This is a genomic window from Vibrio sp. MACH09, from assembly GCF_033238805.1.
Lineage (GTDB): Bacteria > Pseudomonadota > Gammaproteobacteria > Enterobacterales > Vibrionaceae > Vibrio.
In genome coordinates, this window is record NZ_BSFZ01000001.1 from 3,114,719 (window position 1) to 3,133,072 (window position 18,354).

An 18,354-nucleotide genomic window follows, 5' to 3' on the forward strand; every position below is an offset into this window, starting at 1 on the left:
AGCGTGCTCAACCAAAATGACTTAAAATGGTGCTGCTGTAAGGATTAAAAAATGGACGTATTAATTATAGGTGCAGGTGGCCGTGAACACGCTCTTGGTTGGAAAGCGGCGCAAAACCCAGACGTTGAGACAGTTTTTATTGCCCCTGGAAACGCAGGTACAGCATTAGAAGCGAACCTTGAAAATGTCGACATCGGTGTAGAAGATATTGAGGCATTGGTGGCATTTGCTCAGAAAAAAAATATAGGCTTAACCATCGTTGGCCCTGAGGCTCCGCTTGTCATAGGAGTGGTCGACGCCTTTCGTGAAGCAGGGCTTGCTATCTTTGGACCAACCAAAGCAGCGGCTCAGTTAGAAGGCTCGAAAGCATTCACTAAAGACTTTCTCGCTCGTCATAACATTCCTACCGGTGCGTATGCTAATTTTACTGAGATCGACCCTGCCATTGAGTATGTTCGCCAGCAAGGTGCGCCAATTGTCGTCAAGGCAGACGGATTAGCCGCTGGAAAAGGGGTTATTGTCGCAATGACTCTGGAAGAAGCGGAAGCCGCCATTAAAGATATGTTGGCTGATAACGTATTTGGCGAAGCTGGTAGTCGCGTCGTCATTGAAGAATTTTTGCAAGGTGAAGAGGCCAGCTTCATTGTTATGGTCGATGGCACCTCTGTACTTCCTATGGCCACCAGCCAAGACCATAAACGTGTTGGAGATGGCGATACAGGGCCTAATACTGGTGGAATGGGAGCTTATTCACCTGCGCCGGTCGTCACTGCTGATATTCACAATAGAATCTTGGAAGAAGTGATTTACCCGACGGTGAAAGGGATGTACGAAGAAGGCAACCCTTATACTGGCTTTTTGTACGCAGGTTTGATGATAGATGAGCACGGTACTCCTAAGGTAATTGAGTACAATTGTCGTTTTGGTGATCCAGAAACACAACCGATCATGATGAGAATGGAATCAGACTTGGTGGATCTCTGCTTGGATGCGATTGAAGAGAGACTTGATAGCTGTGAATCCTTCTGGGATCCAAGAGCTGCAGTTGGCATAGTATTAGCCGCAGGTGGCTACCCTGCCGATTACGCAAAAGGAGATGTCATCTCCGGTTTACCTACTGACGAAATCGAAGGTGAAAAAATCTTCCATGCCGGAACCCGAGAAGAAGCAGGTAAGGTGACGACGAATGGTGGCCGAGTACTGTGTGCAACAGCCCTTGGTGAGACCGTTTCACAAGCTCAGCAACGTGCTTACAAGCTGACAAAGCAGGTAAGCTGGAACGGTGCATTCTATCGCAATGATATTGGCTATAGAGCGATAGCGCGGGAGCAGGAATAGCAAGGCTAACCTCGCTGCAATATAACGACCATTAAAAAAGGCACTGTAATAAGTGCCTTTCTCATATCCATCATATTATTGAATAATGATGCTTGTCTTAGTCTTTGATTAAATTTGGTCTTTCTACACAATCAAAGCTATCGTCCGCTAAATTATACATATCTATTACTGTCAATGTAGAAGGCGTGGTAGCCGCTAAAAATGCAGCATAACTATCAAGACTGGCAAGACGATTAATTACAAAATTAGGCAAAGCCTGATTTATCTCAAATCGAGCATATTCCTTACCTGAACAGGTAGTAAACACTTTGCCGTCCCAGTAGCCTTGAACTAGCTTCTGCCCATTACTATTTTGTTCTAACACGGTTTCACGAAGCGTATCAGCATTATTGATTACAAACGCAATGTCTTCTTGTGGAATAGGAAGCACCTTACCATCAACTCGGTATTGTTGGTAAACCGCCTCACCTTTATCATTAAACCGCAAATGCAATTTATAAGGTATTAAGCCTTTATTGAGTTTCAACTGTTCTCCCTCTCGGACAACTTCTCGAATTACACCATCACGTCTCCAGCGATAATCGGATTTGTACCAACCATAATCTCCTGAAGTCACAAAATCTGCCGCTGAAAGAGGAAAGTTATATTGTTCGGTGTACCAAAAATAACTAACGCTATCTCCTAACGATTGACCACCCGTCATATTGGTAACTAGTCGCGTTGAACTATCGATGGAAGGGTCGGAGGAGCAGCCTAAAAGAACAGCGGTGAGGAGCGTAGGTAAGAGGAATTTTTTCATAGAGATAAAGCCACGCCGGATACAATATCTGTATCCGGCGTATCTAAATTACTTCACTGAATCTTTCAGTGCTTTACCAGCAACAAATGCAGGTACATTTGCAGCAGCAATTTGAATCTCATCACCAGTCTTAGGGTTACGACCAGTACGAGCAGCACGGTGATTTACTTTAAAAGTACCGAAGCCAATTAGTTGAACTTGGTCACCTTCTTTAAGTGTATCAGTCACACTTTCAAGTGTCGCTTCTAGAGCAGATTTAGCTTGAGCTTTTGATAGATCCGCTTTTTCAGCGATAAAGTCGATTAATTGGGTCTTGTTCATTAGGTTTCCCTTCTCATGTGTTATCGAAATCTGAACCCACTCTAAAGCATAAACCCCCCGTCTGGCAAAGGGTTGTCTGTAAACTTTTTCTTAAAACAACCATATTTAGACAGAATATGAGTAATAACTCACAATTTGTTGCTTTATACGATATAAAAATGACAGTAAGTTTACCTATAAAGCCTGTAATTACCGTAACTAAGAGGTAATATAGATGTCATAAATATATCCAAATTCGGACTCTAAACAGGAAATTTGTCACAAATTCATGCTGCTTTTAACTATCTACATCTCATTGTCTATTGGCGTATCATTTATTTGCTCGGTACTGGAAGCTATTTTGCTCAGCATAACGCCGAGCTATCTTGCTCAGTTAAAGCAGAGTGGTCACCCTTCTGCGGAAAAACTCACCCAACTAAAGAACGACATTGATCGCCCTCTGGCATCGATTTTGACGCTAAATACCATTGCTCATACTATTGGTGCCGCCGGTGCTGGTGCTCAAGCCGCACAAATATTTGGCAACCAATGGTTAGGTGTCTTTTCTGCCGTGCTGACTTTAGGTATTTTGCTGTTGTCTGAAATCGTACCAAAAACCATTGGTGCGACCTACTGGCGTCAACTCGCTCCTATGGCAGCAAACATACTAAAATGGATGGTTTGGGGACTCACCCCATTTGTTTGGGTATCTGAGCAAATAACCAAGCGACTAGCCAAAGGACACATACCACCAAAACTACGAGATGAAATCTCAGCAATGGCGTTATTGGCACACGAAAGCGGCGAATTTTACGAAGGTGAATCAAAAATACTGAGTAATCTACTCTCTATCAGCGATGTTCCTATCACCCAAGTGATGACACCAAGACCGGTAGTTTTCCGAGTTGAAGCGGAGCAGAGCATAAATGAGTTCTTGGATCGTCATAAGGACATTCCCTTCTCGCGTCCGCTTATTTATAGCCAACAAAAAGACAACATCATCGGTTTTGTACATAGGTTGGAACTATTTAAATTGCAGCAAATGGGGTGTGGCGAGAAGCAGCTTGGTGCGGTAATGCGGCCAATCAATGTACTTTTAAACAACATGGCTTTACCCAAAGCATTTGATCACATGATGAAAAACCGCTTGCAATTGGTTCTGGTAGTGGACGAATACGGAACTATTCAAGGCATAGTGACATTAGAGGATATCTTCGAGCATCTATTAGGAGAAGAGATCATTGATGAGGCCGACAAAACCACTGACATGCAGCAACTCGCCTACCAACGATGGGAAATTTGGAAGAAAACTCACGACGTTAAGCAGAGTGATGAGTAAGATCGTTCTGCTTTAAGGACACACACTTTTATCTGGGGATAGCCTCTTAAAGCTGTCCTCTTTTGAAATAAGGACAGTCGCCTAAAAGTGGAATGCAATAACTCTAAGAGCTTAGTTTAAGCAGATAGATTAATAAAAGTAATGTGTTTGAGGACTTAACAAGAATTAGCGTTAGATATTGTACGATTGATATTAATTTCTATAGATAATAGTTATAAATGCTGCAGCAGGAATAGCTTACCAATGCAAGCTTTGAGCATGTAGTCTGGAGTATCTGATTTTTTGTCAGCAATCCAATTTGAAAAGGTGAATTCTTGATTTATGCAAATATCGCTTAGCATGCTCAAGTCGACTAATATCACCAATCGCGCTAACTCTGCGACGCTCCATATAAGTACAAACATTAAGCCAACTTTGCTGACTAATAGTCAGCTTTTGTAATATTGAGAGAGAATCAGCACTTAGTGTCGCTTTCTCAGCTCGATATTGTCTCGCAGTAGAATCAACCAGCTCTAGGTAGTCCTGCAATCGCAGAGGGATTCCTTGCACATACTCTTTGTTACTTACATTTCCAATAAACGGAAACAATAATGGCGCAGTTTGCTTTTGTTCTTTCAGAGCTCTAAACCGGGCTTTAATTGACGTGTACTGAGATTGCTCCGGCTGTGTTGAGATTCCCGCTCTTACTGGATTTAAATCGACATATACCATTGCTGCAGCTAATGCTTTTTCATCCAGTAGCGCTTGGCTTTTAAAGCGGCTTTCCCAAAAATGTCCAGTGCATTGGTCTTCTTTGTTAGCTTTGAGAGCAATATCGAAATTGAGCTCTTTCATGAACCAACTAAGGCTCCAAAGTCGATTCCTCCATTTTTCGATAATGGACAAACACATTTGCGTCTCTACTTTACTCAACGGCTGTTCAGAGAACCAACGTTGAACCAAAAAGGGCAATTTATGATTTTGCATCCAATGTTCAACGACTTCACGGTCAGAGAGCGTAAGGGCTTTGTTCTTGTTGATATGCACGACTAAATGGTAATGATTACTCATGATGGCATAGGCACAAATATCGATACAGTAAGATTTCGCCAAGGAATAAATCTTATTTTCGATCCAGTCTCTTCTATGCTGATAGCTCTGTTTTGTATGAGGGTCCGTACCGCAAAGAAAACTACGCCGAACACACCTCGAAACACAATGATAATAGGGTGTTGATTCGACTGACACCAATTGTTTTCGAGCTGTTGTCATCACTTCTCACCTTTTAAGTTGTAAAGATAAAAAGAAGAGTAATGTGGCATTTTGTTCGGCTTAACGAGAAACAGTATTTTTTTAGACCAATACGACAAAAGTAACTAAGACCTAACAAGTCCTAAAATATACTTTGCGATATATGTCTACATTGAAATATTGAAGTGTGTGTCCCTCAAAAAGAGGGACTCGACGTGAATGTTGAGGTGTGTGTCCGTATTAAGGTTTGTCCGAATATAGGTTATGCTTCTATTCCGATATTGCTGACAGCTTCATCACGAAGTTCTGCTCTTAAGTCTTTTATCAAGTCTATATCGCGCTCTTCGGCTTCGCGTAATGGACGATAAATAGCCCATTGTACATCCCATTCAGCACACACAGCTTCGTTATCTTTTTGATTGTCATTATCAATGACATCACCTGTTTGCGCTTCTTCGAGCTGTGCTACTGTTACCACAGAGATCTGACTAATTTCTTGCATATTTTCAAATAGATAATCTCTATCTAACAAACCGTGCAATAAGGTCGATAATGCAACACAAGCATCAATGGCTGGGTAAACACCATAAAAGTCAAATTCATCAGAAACGGGTATTAGCTCTTCAAGTTTCTCTAATTGGCGTTCAAAATTAATTTTCGCTTTTTTAACGGTAAGCAACTCCCAGATACTATCGAGAATATCTCGGTAAACCCTAGCATCGGCATACTCTGTTGTTTCACAAAACGCTGCATAATTCGGGTACATGCGTTCACATAAAGAAACCATAAAAGTAATCTGTTGCCATGGTTCAAATTTTTCAAGGCGAACTTGAATAGGATTCTGTAACATAAGAGCTCTAACGTTGAATTTTCAGACAGCAGAAGTGTACTTGATAAAGGGAGAGGGGAAAAGAAAGCATATGGATAATTTCACCAATAAAGTAAAAATAATTACCGAATACGACCAAGAGTTCCACACCTTGATTTCTCAAGCGGATCTACCTGACTTAGCTATCACCGAGGAAAATAGTGAAGCTAATATTTTACTGGCCTCCCCTCCTAAAATTGCTTCTATTCTGGACTCTTTCCCTCAACTAGAATGGGTTCAGTCAATGTACGCTGGAGTTGATGCACTTACTCACTCCTCTCAGGATCCTGACTACCTACTCACTAATGTTAAGGGCATCTTTGGCCCTCAGATCGCAGAGTATGTATTGGGCTATACCATTGAGCATTTTCGTCACTGGGATCTATATCGCCAACAACAGAGTGAAAAAGTATGGCAACCTCATCGATATCGAACCATAAACGGAAAACAAATGTTTATTTTTGGGACGGGTTCTATTGGTAATCATCTAGCCAAGACTGCGGCCGCCTTTGGTGTTCATACTATTGGTGTAAACCGTACAGGAATACCACCAAAGGAATCAGCATTTAACGAAGTCGTTCATATTGAGCAGGTAAATGAACAACTTAAGCGAGCTGATATTGTTGTCTCAACCTTACCTAAAACTACAGCTACAACAGGGCTATTTAATCAGTCTCTCTTTGAACACTGTACCAAAGCACTGTTCTTCAATGTTGGTCGAGGCGATGCTGTGGTCACAGAGGATCTCCTCGCTGCACTAGATAATGGGGCGATTCAACATGCCTATTTGGATGTTTTTATAAATGAACCTATCTCACAACAATGTCCTTATTGGCACCACCCATCCGTCACTGTCACGCCACATATTGCGGCCAACAGTTTTCCCGAGTTGGTGTTTGAAATATTTAAACAAAATTACTTGCTATGGCGGGATGGTTTTCAGCTTAACAACCGAATCGACTTCAACAAAGGATATTAATTAACGTCAAATAAATGTTTCTCCGAATAAAATTTAACTCATGAGATACGGTGTGTGTCCTTTATAAATTGAGGCGTGTGTCCTTGATAAATTACGAGTTGGTGTTTGAAATATTTAAACAAAATTACTTGCTATGGCGAGATGGTTTTCAGCTTAACAACCGAATCGACTTCGACAAAGGATATTAATTAACGTCAAATAAATGTTTCTCCGAATAAAATTTAACTCATGAGATACGGTGTGTGTCCTTAATAGGAAACTCTTACTTGGTTAGGTGTGTGTCCTTATAGTAAAAGCTAGCCTGCGATAATGTCTGCGGTGCAAACGGTGGGGTAATTGACGCCATAATGAGATGGTCGGGTTTCTACCTGGTTGCCGACTCGTGTCACTACAATTTGCTCATTCAGCCACAATGGTGAAGCGATGCTGCCTTTCAGTTCATTGATGAAAAAGTCGGAAGAGAGAAGCGCCACATACTCTTGTTGGTTGGCAATACGACTTTTGTCGGAAAGGCTCCCGCAGAACCATTTGGCTCGTTCAAAACTCAGTTTAGAGAGTGTTTCCAAACTCGACATAGGCAAGTAAAAGTGTCGCTCGCCTGACGAACCCACGCCTTTAAACCACACTTTTTTGTTTTGATTATTCGCGACTGAGGGCGATACTGCTGCTGTTTTTTGTTCTGCTACCGCTTTTGCTTTTGCCTGTGAAGTGTCATCTTTTTGGGGCTGTGTCGTTGGGTGAATCACTTCATCTATATTATTTTTGAAAATAAAGGGAAGCCACTTTATCAGTGAGTCCTGATAGCCCAGCTTTCTTAATTGCGTTTTATACTGAGACCTGTACTTAGGTTGTATAGGCCCAGCAAAGAGCCTATAACCACCTTTTATAGATTGCATTGCTACATTTATGTCTGTCTTTGTTTTTACTCTAGTCAACTCTTCAGTGGCTACATCGAACGAACTGTCAACAAACTTAAATTGAAGTACTATGGAAGTGGAGCCTGAAGGTCTTCTTAGATCTATATTGCATGCGTCAGAAAAGACCATCACACCATTTCTTTGAAAAACAGTGCACGAATTAGCAACTACTACAGGTAAGTACCCCCACGATATCAGAGTGACTCCTATCACAAGCCACCAGCGACTGTTTGCGAGATACTTATGCATTGTTTTTTTCAACATTTGCTATCGCTTACTGCAAAGCAAGAATAATTTCTAATTGAGCATTAACAGATCCAGCAATAACAGATTGGCTAGCTATTCTTTTTAGTTCTGCAGAAAACTTACCACTGTACATTTTAATGCCGTCAGAAGTGGTTCCATTAGGGCTAGGTAATAGATCCCGATAACCATACCAGCCTTTATTGTTACCACCGCCTATACTATTGTCTGCGAGAAGATTTAGATAATTAGACGACCCGATTTTTTTTACTTGAATTCCAACCCCTTGCGCGACACCCGAACGACCATATTCATTATCCAGTAGATAAGTTAATCCTCCTTCAGAAGTTTTCAAACCCAGTTGTTGAGCTTTTCTTATTGCGGTATCACCTTTTACCAATAACCCCATCGCGACTTGAGTATTCATAGTTCCTGAACCACCTACGTTATCAGCACAGGCCACGGAAATACTAAAATCTTTTTCCCTAACCGCACCGTCTCGTAACTCAACCGCACCAATCGAACCAAAGTCCACCGTCTTGGTATAGTCGGTAATGCGGCAACTATTAATACGAGTAATATTGACAGTTGGTCGCCATACCATTGGGTAATTTAGGTAGTGCGAATTATTTGTCAAGATGAAACCCTTCCCAGATAGATCTGAAAAGTCAGCTAAAGTATTTAATATTTTGTTGGGATATCCGGCGTAAAGTCCTCGGTTATCAGGGTAACCTGGATTACTATGACTTTCATTTTGAAAAAGAGTGTAGGCTAGTGGTTGCCCCTTTACTACATCAACAAAACCCACAGTATTACCATCGACAGCCCATTTAGGTGAGTTTTTTACTCTTATAAATTGAATAGTAACACCACTAAATGCTGACGCAGGAATAAATGCCCGACTGTTCCAATTCATTGAGCTATCATCACAAGAAGTTTTGTTATAGATAGGAAGCAAAGTTCCCAAAGCACTCGCACAAACCCACGAAGATTTTGGCAACGATCGACGTTGCCATCTTGCCTTAAAAGGCCTATCTGTTTTAGTATTTAATATTCTGACCCCTACATTTTTGAAACGAGTGTAATATACCCCTAACAATCCACCCGAATTATCAAGATTCGTAATTTCTTCGAGGTATTTCTTACTATTCCACCCTCTATTTATCGCATAATACTCCATAAGACGAGGAGCTACCCATGGATGGAATATTGTAAGAGGTACAATCTCATTAGCACTTTTTGTTGACGTCCTACATTCAAACAATAGATCATAGTTATTATACCCATAGCTAACCACACTCCCCCCCCACGAAGTGTCGTATCCTTTTCCTTTTCTATAATCCATTGTTACAGAGCCAATCACACTACCTACTCGCTGAAGGCTTTCATTCGCGTTAACTTGTACATTTACGTTTGTAGGATAGTATGCCCCTGATGTTGCCCCTCGCCCTCTCGCGGGAGCTCTATAAGGACTTAACCCAACAGGATCAATAGCGTGGTTTATACCATAACCGTTAATCAAGCCTGGAAGTGTAATAGAAAAAATATTTGCCTCGGATATCCTATAACCACAACGTGCAAGTGCTTCTTTTGGTAGCAAAAGTAAGCTCGCAATGATCATCAAGTATGTAAGATGGTTTTTCATAGATATACTCTAATTAATTAGTCAGATAACCATACTGAGATAAAAAATCTTGGCTGGTTATCTAGTGACTGATGACTGATTGTTCAGTTAATAACCTGTTGGTACTGCCAGCTATTGCCATTATCGTTGATAATGGCGTAACTCACTTTGCTCACATCCAACGGCACATCGGGCACGGCTATCTGTTCCCCAGGGGCAATAAAAGGAGCAACCACTTCTTTGCCATCTAAAGCTAAATACGAAAAAGTGATGTGCCACTGAGTTGGATTACTGATCAACAAGTCATATTGTGTTTTTTTGTTACTCAAATCAGCGTTAGCGCTAGGAGAGACAGCAAACAACAGTTTTTCTGCCGAAGCTTTTTCAAGTTTCTCAACGCCGTCTGGACGTACCAACAATTTGACCCTTAGTCTCAATGGAAGCTGTAAGCGATCTTGCGAGCTATCACTATCATTAAACAGCGACTGAGGAACCTGATAAATATTGATCCAATAAAGTTGTTCGTTATGATTTTTTGCCAACTGGCTTCGATCTACAATCGCACGTACGCTGCGAATTTCTCCCGGTTGCAAGCGAAAAATTGGTGGTTGTAGAAATACTGGAGTTTTCACCAAAGATGGTGAGGCGGTAACATCGCCATAATCGGTCCATAACTGAACAACCACTTCATCTTCTCCTTCGTTGACCAAACGGAAACTATTCTGTTTTTGCTCGCTATTTATAACCACTCTTGTACGCTCAATATTCACGGCAGCGTATACATTTGTTGCAAGTAGAGACACAGCAACCAACGCCATCGCACGAACCGTTCTTAACGCTTTCCTACACCAACTTAGCTGCATATCGCTTCCATTTTCGAAATAGGAGAAGAATCCTCGGCGACTTGCTCTACCGTAATGGAACACTGCTCACTTTGCGCTTTCCCCCAGCGCAGTTTTAACTGGGTATCTTGAGGTTCTAATCGGGCATATATCACACCAGCCTGACCCACGATTCCAATACGGCGGTTATCAACTGTTATTACGTCACTGCCTAGCGGTGGCACCCCACCTTCGCTGAGTTTGGTATCGATTAAGTATGCTCTACCTTTTCTGGTATTAAATTTCACTTTTACAATGGCACCAGAGTAAGGCACTACTTTTTTGTGAGTACGAGTTAACTCCACATCCTCTTCTAGTTCAGTAGTATCGAGATCTATGTCATTGAAACGATAAGGGCTTAACGAAGGATGAATAGCATAACCAAATGAGTCTACTTTGCTGTCACTCCAGCCGGATATGGCCGCCCCTTCTGCTCCACTTGCTTCAACTAAGGCAAAGCTATCTCCAACATAAGGTCCAACCGTCACTCCTCCGCTATGCAATAGTACTGTGCCATCCAAAACGGTAGAAAAATTCCCAGACGCGTTTAAGCCACCGTTTGAGTAAGAAGCCGATACTCCTCCGATTGGGGTCTGCTGGGTAGCCGATACACTATAAAAGGAGCCTGAGTCGTTATGTGAGCCCATTAATGAGTAACTAAAATCGTCTCCGATTGAGTTACTGTAACTGGCGGTTGAGCTTCCATTGTCACCCACATTATTTGTTACGGTATGACCCAAGTTAAACAAGCCGCCCCCCAAAGGAACACTTAGCCCTAATGAGACAACCGTCTGATAGCGGTTTCCACTCGAGACATTGCTCTCTCCTGAGTATCGGGATATTTTTTGTCGGTCGACGTTAACGTTGTAAGAGACACCCCAAAGGGTGTGACTATATCGTGCAGAATAGTTATAGGATGTCGGTCTATTCTGATAATAATCAGACATTTGAGCAGAGAGGCCTATCTGTCCATAATCACCCAGACTTTGATTTAACAGTATATTAAAATGGTTACGTTGATTGAGCGTACTTGAGTCATAACTTCCATCACTAACTTGACGTAAACCAAATACATTCTCTAACGTTCGGTACCCCTTGGTGGAGTTTCTCATCGCCACCATAGTAATGTTAAAACCGGAATCAAATGAACGGCCATAATTTAGTTCAGTTTGCCAACCTTGATAACCCGCTTGATTCGCATCTATGCGAGTATGAGAATAGGTAGCATTGAAGCCAAACGCCCCATACGAAGAGGAAAATACACCACCCAATAGATACGCTTGATATCGGTCTGCAAATCGAAAGCCGTAGTTTGTGGTAATCACGTTGCTATAACCCTGTTTGAAAGTGCCTTCCAAAAATAGAGCATTAACGTCACCAAAATCTCGCGCCTCACCGATAACAAAGTTATATTCCGTATTACCAAATCGCAATGAATCAGGCAGTACGCTATAAGGCACGGTAGATGTTTTTATTGAACCATCCGCTTCATAAACATTAACCGTTAAATCCCCCTGCTGTGGAATACTTAACAGGTCATCAATTAAAAATGGGCCAGGAGGAACAGAAACTTCGTATATGGTGTTGTCACCCTGCTTAATCTCTACTCGGGCATTACTTAATGCAACTCCCGTTACTCTAGGCGCGTATCCTTTGCGAGAACTCGACCACATACGAGTATCAGTGGCCCAATTAAGTCCTGTATAACTTAAGCTACCAAACAGACCTCCAGCAGTGAAATTTTCTCCAGCAGTAAAAAGGCTTTCATAGCGAGCAACAGGAACCTGAAAATAGGAGCGATAAGATTGATATTCGGAACCATTGCCACTGTCAAAGTCATGCCTAAAATAACCGTTATGACGAAATTGAACTAAACCAATATTGACTCCCGCATAAATACTGCCTGAGAGCTGATTATAGTCATCCTGATCTTTATAGGCTTGATAGCTGTATGACGTTCGATGTTTTACATAAGCGGCCGTTATCCCTTCATCCCACAACTCTTTAGCAACACCATCCCCAGCACTCTTTTTCAACATGATTTGCGGCATGGTAATATCGAGTTGCAGTTCACTCTTGTTATAGTGCCAACGACTATATTCAGAGATATCTGATAGCAAGTAGCAGTTCTGTTCGGTTTTTGCTAGCGGTACGTCAACTAAGTTTAATTGCTGAAACTGCTCTTGGCTCAGGCAAGGCTCTGCTTTGTCGGTATTGTTATTCTTTACAAACCGCACCTCAGTGTCTCGGTTATTGAGCTTGCCATTTAGATAGACATCGAGAATATGACGGTTATTTAGTAAGTCCCCCTGATCAAGCTCATCTCCAGACAGCAGTGCAGAAACATCCACATTGCCATAAAAAAGATTGCGATTTACCTCAGCTCCATCACTGGTCATTGCTGTTGTTTGAGCGGAACACAGCAAGAGAACCACTATGCTAACAAACCTAGACATGGTCATGTTATTTTTATAAATCAACATCATAGTGTTCTTCCAAGCTCGCACCAAAATCATTGATTAAATAGATGGATAGCTGAGCAGTGTCAGTAGATGTGCTGGGTTCTATATCAGAAAAAACAAAGTCATGAGTAGAATAAGGGGCGATCATGGTACTTTCGGCAAAATAGTCACGCTCTGCTATCTGCAACTTAGCCTCACCCGACATAGAAAGGTAATAAGGACTATTGTTGCTATAACGCAATATCAGATTCTTGCCATTTCTAATGGTTTGCAAAACAGCATCACGAGCTATTTTCCTCGTCTGCTTTTGTACCGCTTCTGGGCGGTAAAACAGTTTAAGTTGGTGTCGTACAGTCAGTTGCAGCTTATTGCCATCACTATTATCCATTACAGCTTCACTGTATGGCACTTCTAGGAAGTTAAAATAGAAAATAGACTCTCTGTCTTGAGGTAAAATCTGTTGATGGGTGAAGGATATTTTAAATTTTTGTTTTTGATTACCTACTAATTTCGCGATTGGTGGTGTAACAACAAAAGGCACTTTATCAGCACTTGTTTGATCGTCTGAAAACTGACTTACCCATGATTGAACAATAAAGGTCGCTTCTCCTAAGTTCCTTAACTCTACGTTTACTCCCTTGCTTGCTTCAGGGTAAACAATGCGCGTCCCTAGCATGGACACTCCCGCCTGCAAGCATGGTGTTACCAACAATAACATCAAAGAAATAAGCTTTTTCACTGTTTACCTTCCAATTACCAACCAGCTACAGATAAGACGTTGAGCACGACTTCTCATTGATCTTTATCCATAACAATAAACACATAGAAGAATAAGGCCCTGCATCGGTCACAAGGCCTTACTAGAGTTAGTTGTATTTAATTGCATACTGCAATGATGAACTAATACTTCCCGTCGTGACACTGGTGGCAGTTGCTACATACTCAACTCCATACGTCGCTGATGCTGTAGTTTTGTTAGCAGCTATAGTAAGGTCGTTCCCTACATACTCACCTGTTGGTGCAAAGTTTATAGGTGTACCATTAGGAGCAACCAACTGGATCTCCACCCCTTCAGCTTTATTGGCTGGTGCGAGATTCCCTAAGTGACCGCGAGAGCTAACGCCCCCATTTGGCACAAATCGAGTTTTAAGAGTTCGAGCCGATGTTTGTGTGGGGCAATCTGAAAGTTGAACATTGAATTCTTTTCGCTCAACTGTTTTACCAACCGAAATTGCAGGAGGAGTCCCTACTTGAAACGCTTTTAGACTAACCGTTGGTAACACAATTAATCCACCATCCTTCCCATCGATTTTTACCGTACAAGTTTCGGGAGCCACCTCTCCCTTAAAATCAATAGTATTGGATGCACTTGCGGTTGAGCAGAGCATTAAAGCCGCACTGCAAAGCATGATTTTATTTAGTTTGTTCATTTTCTATCCTATTTATACGTTGTAAGTTAAAGGTTTTATCAAAAAATTATTCTATTAAACAATTAGTTATATAACTCTCTCTTCATTCCCTCCCTAAATTACTGTACAGGTAACAGATCGCTATTTGTGGTATCTACAGGCTCTGCATAATCAAACGGTAGAGCAATTAGCTCCACTCGGCGGTTTAGGGAGCGGCCTGACTCGGTCTTGTTATCAGCAACAGGATCCAACTCGCCAACACCAATGATTTGTAATTGTTCAGCATCAATACCACGTCCAATAATCTGTTCAGACACCGCTTTAGCTCTTCTTTCGGAAAGGGCTTGGTTATCATCTTCAGAACCGATGGAGTCAGTATGCCCAACCACTTTTAATCGAGATTGTGGATAGGTATTAAGCAGATCCTCTACTATCAGTAGATATAGCTCTGTCTGTGGAGAAACCTGAATACTATTGGAATCAAAATAGGTACTGCCGATAACGGTATGCGCAAACTGCTTGATCACCGGTTTCGGTTTGGCAAGCTTTGATGATGATTCTTCTTCCGATACCAGCTCTTTTTTTGATTCAACAGGCCCTTCAGCAGCAGATGGTGGAGTTTCGGTGATATTAGAGCTAGGGGCAGGCTCTATTTGCGACGACACGCTGGAAAGTTGGCTACTAGGAATAAAGGCATAATTAAACCCGAGCAGGATGGCGTGACTATTAAACTCTCGTTGAGTTTTTTTCCCTAACCAACTTATATATTGATAACCAAGACTGACTGAAAGTTGAGGATTCAACTGATAACTTACCCCTCCTTCCATCACAGGAGATAAACCGCTGGTAGATGAGTCGTAGTAAGCAGGATGATCACTTTTCACCGACCAATACCCTATGGCTAGGCGACCATAAAGATCGATATCTCCTTCAAAGTTGGTGGTATAACGGACTCCACTATCGAGTAACAATGTATCGAACTTAGCATTATCAAAATCTTGATCATTATGGTACTGAACACCAACGTCCCATATCCAAGAAGGATCAAGTTGCATCCCTGCATAAAGGCCAACCAAACTGCTATCGCTTCGAACATTGTTATCGTCTAAGGAGATTTGATAACCCAACTTCGCTGACATAACAGGTATAGGTTCAAATGGAGTCACATCACTACTACCAGCGTAACTAACAGCAGAATACAGAGAACAGACAAGCACCATATTTTTCTTGTTCAACCTTAAATCTCCACCGTAATCAGAGAGTAATGAATAACTCGCTTACGAAATGCCTTATCGGCAGTTCTCACGAATACGCTTACTCTTCAATAAGTTACAACTAGTTAATTGTTATCAGGTGTAGAATATTATCGGCATGAAGGGGGATTAAAAATTACATATCTAATTCTTAATTATATTTATTTGAAGATTTATCTGACATCGGAATAACCTATTTGACCTGTTATCTAGGCACAAATAGCGACTGAACATAGCAATAGTTATGTTTTTTTTAATCGTTTTATGTAAACGGTATAACCTCGATGTTGGCATAACGCTATATTTACAACACAAGGTAGCAATTATTTCGATTCTCTTTTATCTCTTTGCTCCCCCTGTATTGATGAAGTGAATTAGGTGTGTGTCCTTTTAAATTGTTTTAAATTTTTTTTGGTTTTTAGATACAAAAACACCAGCGGGTTAGCGCTGGTGTTTTAATGATGAAGCCTGAATGTATCAGCTAGTCATGCGGTTTACTTATGGTACGGCTTAGAAAGATCGTGTACTGCCTCAACAAATACACCTGCGTTTTCTGGTGGTACATCTAGGTGAATACCATGACCAAGGTTAAATACATGACCAGTTTCGCCTTGACCAAACCCTTCAAGAATGGTCGCGACTTCTTGGCGAATGCGATCTGGTTGAGCATAGAGGATTGATGGGTCCATATTGCCTTGCAGTGCAACTTTATCACCAACACGCTTTTTCGCATCAGCAATATTAATTGTCCAATCAAGGCCTACCGCATCACAACCCGTTGCTGCGATTTGCTCTAACCACATTCCACCATTTTTAGTAAACAAGGTAACAGGCACGCGACGACCATCATTTTCACGAATCAACCCATCGACTATTTTATGCATGTATTGCAATGAGAAGAGGTTATAGTCTGTTGGTGTTAAAACACCACCCCAAGTATCAAATACCATTACGGATTGTGCACCAGCTTTAATTTGAGCATTGAGATATTCAATCACACTGTCCGCTAGCTTATCTAACAATAGATGTAAGGTTGCCGGCTCGGCATACATCATTTTTTTGATTTTAGTAAAAGCTTTTGAACTTCCACCTTCTACCATATAAGTTGCAAGCGTCCATGGACTACCGGAGAATCCAATAAGAGGGACATCACCATTTAAATCTTTACGGATTTGGCGTACGGCATTCATTACATATTGCAGCTCGCCTTCAGGATCTGGCAGGCCAATTTTCTCGACATCAGCTTTGCAAGTGATTGGGCGTTCAAATTTAGGACCTTCACCAGTTTCAAAGTGTAGACCTAACCCCATCGCATCTGGAATGGTCAAAATGTCAGAAAAGAGAATTGCAGCATCTAGAGGAAAACGACGTAATGGTTGTAACGTTACTTCAGAAGCCAGTTCTGCGTTACGACAAAGGGACATAAAGTCACCGGCTTGGCTACGTGTTTCTCTATATTCTGGTAAATAACGGCCTGCTTGGCGCATCATCCATACAGGGGTGTAATCAACAGGTTGTTTTAAAAGGGCGCGTAAATAGCAATCATTTTTTAGTTCGGTCATTCCGTTATTTTCCATTCTTTGCTTTTCTATGAAAGCCAATAGTTTAACACTCTTTCAACACTTCGATAGTGGCGCTTTGCGTCCTAGATCATGTTATCAAGTTTTTAATTAATAATATTTTTGCCATGAATAGTCTAGCTGTGCTACAAATTTGTCCGCTAGCGAAAACAATAATAAGTTGGGCCAATAGATGCCCGACCATCTCATAACGACATCTTACTTACCCCCTCCCTTACCGGAGGGTTTTTTTTGTCTTTTTTCTCGATTTTGATCTGCTGTTTATTGTTGTTGAAACATATTGAATACATCAGGCCAATCGTAACGTTGACGAAAATTAAGCTAGCTTCTACTCATCATTTTCCGTTATATCTGTAATTGTCTGTTCGATTAACGCTCTCGCTATTGTCCCCACGGGTGCGAGCTCTGGTAGCTCATCAATAGAAAACCAACGAGCATCAGATAGCTCGCTATAATCCACTTTAATATCGCCTGCGCTATAATCGGCGATGAATCCGACCATCATACTTGAAGGAAAAGCCCATGGCTGGCTAGCAAAATAGCGAATATTTTTCACCTCAATGCCCGTCTCTTCTTTCACTTCTCTCGCCGCACATTGCTCTAATGTTTCTCCTACCTCCATAAAGCCGGCGATAACGGTATACATACTACTTTTGTGTCTTGCATGTTGGGCAAGCAATATCTGATTCTCTTTGCGAACTGCGATGATTGTGCACGGATAAATACGAGGATAATGAATGCTTCGACACTCTCCGCATTGCATGGCAATTTCTATGTGGTTTAAGAAATTACGACCACCACAATGTGGACAAAAGCGCAGTGTTTGGGTCATGTGTCCGTATTGCACTGCTTTACTTGCTAGCAGAAATAGCGCCTGAGGCAACAGGAGAAGCTCTCGCAGAGATGTTAGCTCTAGTTGTCGTTCTACATCGCTTTCATTAATCCACATCACAGCGAGGTTATTATAGCTGCCTACGCATACTGCATTTTCTGCTGGCAGTTCTAACTCTGACGCTGTTCCAGTCGGCAATTCACCATTGATTGTCCAGATATCGCTGCCATTCACCACGATCCAGATTGCTGTTGTTATCTTGTTGTTGTCACTGTTTTTTAACATCCTTTGATCTCTTCA

The 18,354-nt window shown here is 41.6% G+C and carries 16 protein-coding genes; 3 read left to right on the top strand and 13 right to left on the bottom strand.

Translation table 11 applies throughout. The features are described 5' to 3' along the window. The first annotated feature begins 51 nt into the window (after positions 1 to 51). On the top strand, positions 52 to 1,338 hold the full coding sequence (gene purD / locus CHJ_RS14025; protein WP_317917958.1) for a phosphoribosylamine--glycine ligase: 1,287 nt from the start codon (positions 52 to 54) through the stop codon (positions 1,336 to 1,338). A gap of 97 nt (positions 1,339 to 1,435) precedes the next feature. On the opposite strand, the gene CHJ_RS14030 is transcribed toward purD, so the two are convergent. Together CHJ_RS14030 and hupA are read right to left on the bottom strand one after the other, a co-directional pair. Next, on the bottom strand, positions 1,436 to 2,137 hold the full coding sequence (locus tag CHJ_RS14030; protein ID WP_171752814.1) for a DUF1481 domain-containing protein: 702 nt from the start codon (positions 2,135 to 2,137) through the stop codon (positions 1,436 to 1,438). A gap of 48 nt (positions 2,138 to 2,185) precedes the next feature. Further along, entirely contained in the window at positions 2,186 to 2,458 is a 273-nt protein-coding gene (gene hupA / locus CHJ_RS14035; RefSeq protein WP_171752815.1) for a nucleoid-associated protein HU-alpha, read from the bottom strand. A gap of 268 nt (positions 2,459 to 2,726) precedes the next feature. Here hupA and CHJ_RS14040 point away from each other — a divergent pair, with 268 nt between their 5' ends. Continuing rightward, the gene (locus tag CHJ_RS14040) at positions 2,727 to 3,776 is read left to right on the top strand and encodes a CNNM domain-containing protein (protein ID WP_317917959.1); all 1,050 of its coding nucleotides are present in this window, start codon (positions 2,727 to 2,729) and stop codon (positions 3,774 to 3,776) included. A 285-nt stretch (positions 3,777 to 4,061) separates the two neighbouring features. On the opposite strand, the gene CHJ_RS14045 is transcribed toward CHJ_RS14040, so the two are convergent. Together CHJ_RS14045 and CHJ_RS14050 are read right to left on the bottom strand one after the other, a co-directional pair. Continuing rightward, on the bottom strand, positions 4,062 to 5,027 hold the full coding sequence (locus CHJ_RS14045) for a transposase (protein WP_317917960.1): 966 nt from the start codon (positions 5,025 to 5,027) through the stop codon (positions 4,062 to 4,064). 241 nt (positions 5,028 to 5,268) lie between these two features. Next, positions 5,269 to 5,856 (bottom strand): YjaG family protein, encoded by a 588-nt coding sequence (locus CHJ_RS14050; protein ID WP_317917961.1) that lies wholly within the window; start codon positions 5,854 to 5,856, stop codon positions 5,269 to 5,271. A gap of 70 nt (positions 5,857 to 5,926) precedes the next feature. On the opposite strand from CHJ_RS14050, the gene CHJ_RS14055 reads away from it, so the two are divergent. Then, entirely contained in the window at positions 5,927 to 6,853 is a 927-nt protein-coding gene (locus tag CHJ_RS14055; RefSeq protein ID WP_317917962.1) for a D-2-hydroxyacid dehydrogenase, read from the top strand. 296 nt (positions 6,854 to 7,149) lie between these two features. On the opposite strand, the gene CHJ_RS14060 is transcribed toward CHJ_RS14055, so the two are convergent. The 9 genes from CHJ_RS14060 to nudC form a co-directional block, all read right to left on the bottom strand. Further along, positions 7,150 to 8,034 carry a hypothetical protein gene (locus CHJ_RS14060; RefSeq protein ID WP_317917963.1) on the bottom strand — a complete coding sequence of 295 codons (885 nt, stop codon included), beginning with the start codon at positions 8,032 to 8,034 and terminating at the stop codon, positions 7,150 to 7,152. A 10-nt stretch (positions 8,035 to 8,044) separates the two neighbouring features. After that, positions 8,045 to 9,658: a fimbrial protein gene (locus tag CHJ_RS14065; protein WP_317917964.1), complete on the bottom strand. Its 1,614-nt coding sequence runs from the start codon at positions 9,656 to 9,658 to the stop codon at positions 8,045 to 8,047. An 83-nt stretch (positions 9,659 to 9,741) separates the two neighbouring features. Beyond that, positions 9,742 to 10,500: a fimbria/pilus periplasmic chaperone gene (locus CHJ_RS14070; RefSeq protein ID WP_317917965.1), complete on the bottom strand. Its 759-nt coding sequence runs from the start codon at positions 10,498 to 10,500 to the stop codon at positions 9,742 to 9,744. Continuing rightward, a complete protein-coding gene (locus tag CHJ_RS14075) occupies positions 10,491 to 13,004 on the bottom strand; it encodes a fimbria/pilus outer membrane usher protein (protein ID WP_317917966.1) in 2,514 nt (837 codons plus the stop codon). Before CHJ_RS14075 ends, CHJ_RS14070 begins: the two co-directional genes overlap by 10 nt. Beyond that, complete coding sequence (locus CHJ_RS14080) at positions 12,988 to 13,656, bottom strand: molecular chaperone (protein WP_253822067.1); 669 nt, start codon at positions 13,654 to 13,656, stop codon at positions 12,988 to 12,990. Before CHJ_RS14080 ends, CHJ_RS14075 begins: the two co-directional genes overlap by 17 nt. 190 nt (positions 13,657 to 13,846) lie before the next feature. Continuing rightward, positions 13,847 to 14,410, bottom strand: a complete 564-nt coding sequence (locus CHJ_RS14085; protein ID WP_171752825.1) for a fimbrial protein — start codon at positions 14,408 to 14,410, stop codon at positions 13,847 to 13,849. 98 nt (positions 14,411 to 14,508) lie between these two features. After that, positions 14,509 to 15,624 (bottom strand): OmpA family protein, encoded by a 1,116-nt coding sequence (locus CHJ_RS14090; RefSeq protein ID WP_171752826.1) that lies wholly within the window; start codon positions 15,622 to 15,624, stop codon positions 14,509 to 14,511. Positions 15,625 to 16,136: 512 nt separating this feature from the next. Then, positions 16,137 to 17,204, bottom strand: a complete 1,068-nt coding sequence (gene hemE / locus CHJ_RS14095) for a uroporphyrinogen decarboxylase (RefSeq protein WP_317917967.1) — start codon at positions 17,202 to 17,204, stop codon at positions 16,137 to 16,139. A gap of 346 nt (positions 17,205 to 17,550) precedes the next feature. Beyond that, entirely contained in the window at positions 17,551 to 18,339 is a 789-nt protein-coding gene (gene nudC / locus CHJ_RS14100) for an NAD(+) diphosphatase (RefSeq protein ID WP_317917968.1), read from the bottom strand. Positions 18,340 to 18,354: the final 15 nt, after the last annotated feature.

Bases quoted from the DNA above. Each gene is read 5' to 3' on its own strand.
- purD (WP_317917958.1), top strand. From the start codon at position 52: ATGGACGTATTAATTATAGGTGCAGGTGGCCGTGAACACGCTCTTGGT.
- CHJ_RS14030 (WP_171752814.1), bottom strand. From the start codon at position 2,137: ATGAAAAAATTCCTCTTACCTACGCTCCTCACCGCTGTTCTTTTAGGC.
- hupA (WP_171752815.1), bottom strand. From the start codon at position 2,458: ATGAACAAGACCCAATTAATCGACTTTATCGCTGAAAAAGCGGATCTA.
- CHJ_RS14040 (WP_317917959.1), top strand. From the start codon at position 2,727: ATGCTGCTTTTAACTATCTACATCTCATTGTCTATTGGCGTATCATTT.
- CHJ_RS14045 (WP_317917960.1), bottom strand. From the start codon at position 5,027: ATGACAACAGCTCGAAAACAATTGGTGTCAGTCGAATCAACACCCTAT.
- CHJ_RS14050 (WP_317917961.1), bottom strand. From the start codon at position 5,856: ATGTTACAGAATCCTATTCAAGTTCGCCTTGAAAAATTTGAACCATGG.
- CHJ_RS14055 (WP_317917962.1), top strand. From the start codon at position 5,927: ATGGATAATTTCACCAATAAAGTAAAAATAATTACCGAATACGACCAA.
- CHJ_RS14060 (WP_317917963.1), bottom strand. From the start codon at position 8,034: ATGTTGAAAAAAACAATGCATAAGTATCTCGCAAACAGTCGCTGGTGG.
- CHJ_RS14065 (WP_317917964.1), bottom strand. From the start codon at position 9,658: ATGAAAAACCATCTTACATACTTGATGATCATTGCGAGCTTACTTTTG.
- CHJ_RS14070 (WP_317917965.1), bottom strand. From the start codon at position 10,500: ATGCAGCTAAGTTGGTGTAGGAAAGCGTTAAGAACGGTTCGTGCGATG.
- CHJ_RS14075 (WP_317917966.1), bottom strand. From the start codon at position 13,004: ATGATGTTGATTTATAAAAATAACATGACCATGTCTAGGTTTGTTAGC.
- CHJ_RS14080 (WP_253822067.1), bottom strand. From the start codon at position 13,656: ATGCTAGGGACGCGCATTGTTTACCCTGAAGCAAGCAAGGGAGTAAAC.
- CHJ_RS14085 (WP_171752825.1), bottom strand. From the start codon at position 14,410: ATGAACAAACTAAATAAAATCATGCTTTGCAGTGCGGCTTTAATGCTC.
- hemE (WP_317917967.1), bottom strand. From the start codon at position 17,204: ATGACCGAACTAAAAAATGATTGCTATTTACGCGCCCTTTTAAAACAA.
- nudC (WP_317917968.1), bottom strand. From the start codon at position 18,339: ATGTTAAAAAACAGTGACAACAACAAGATAACAACAGCAATCTGGATC.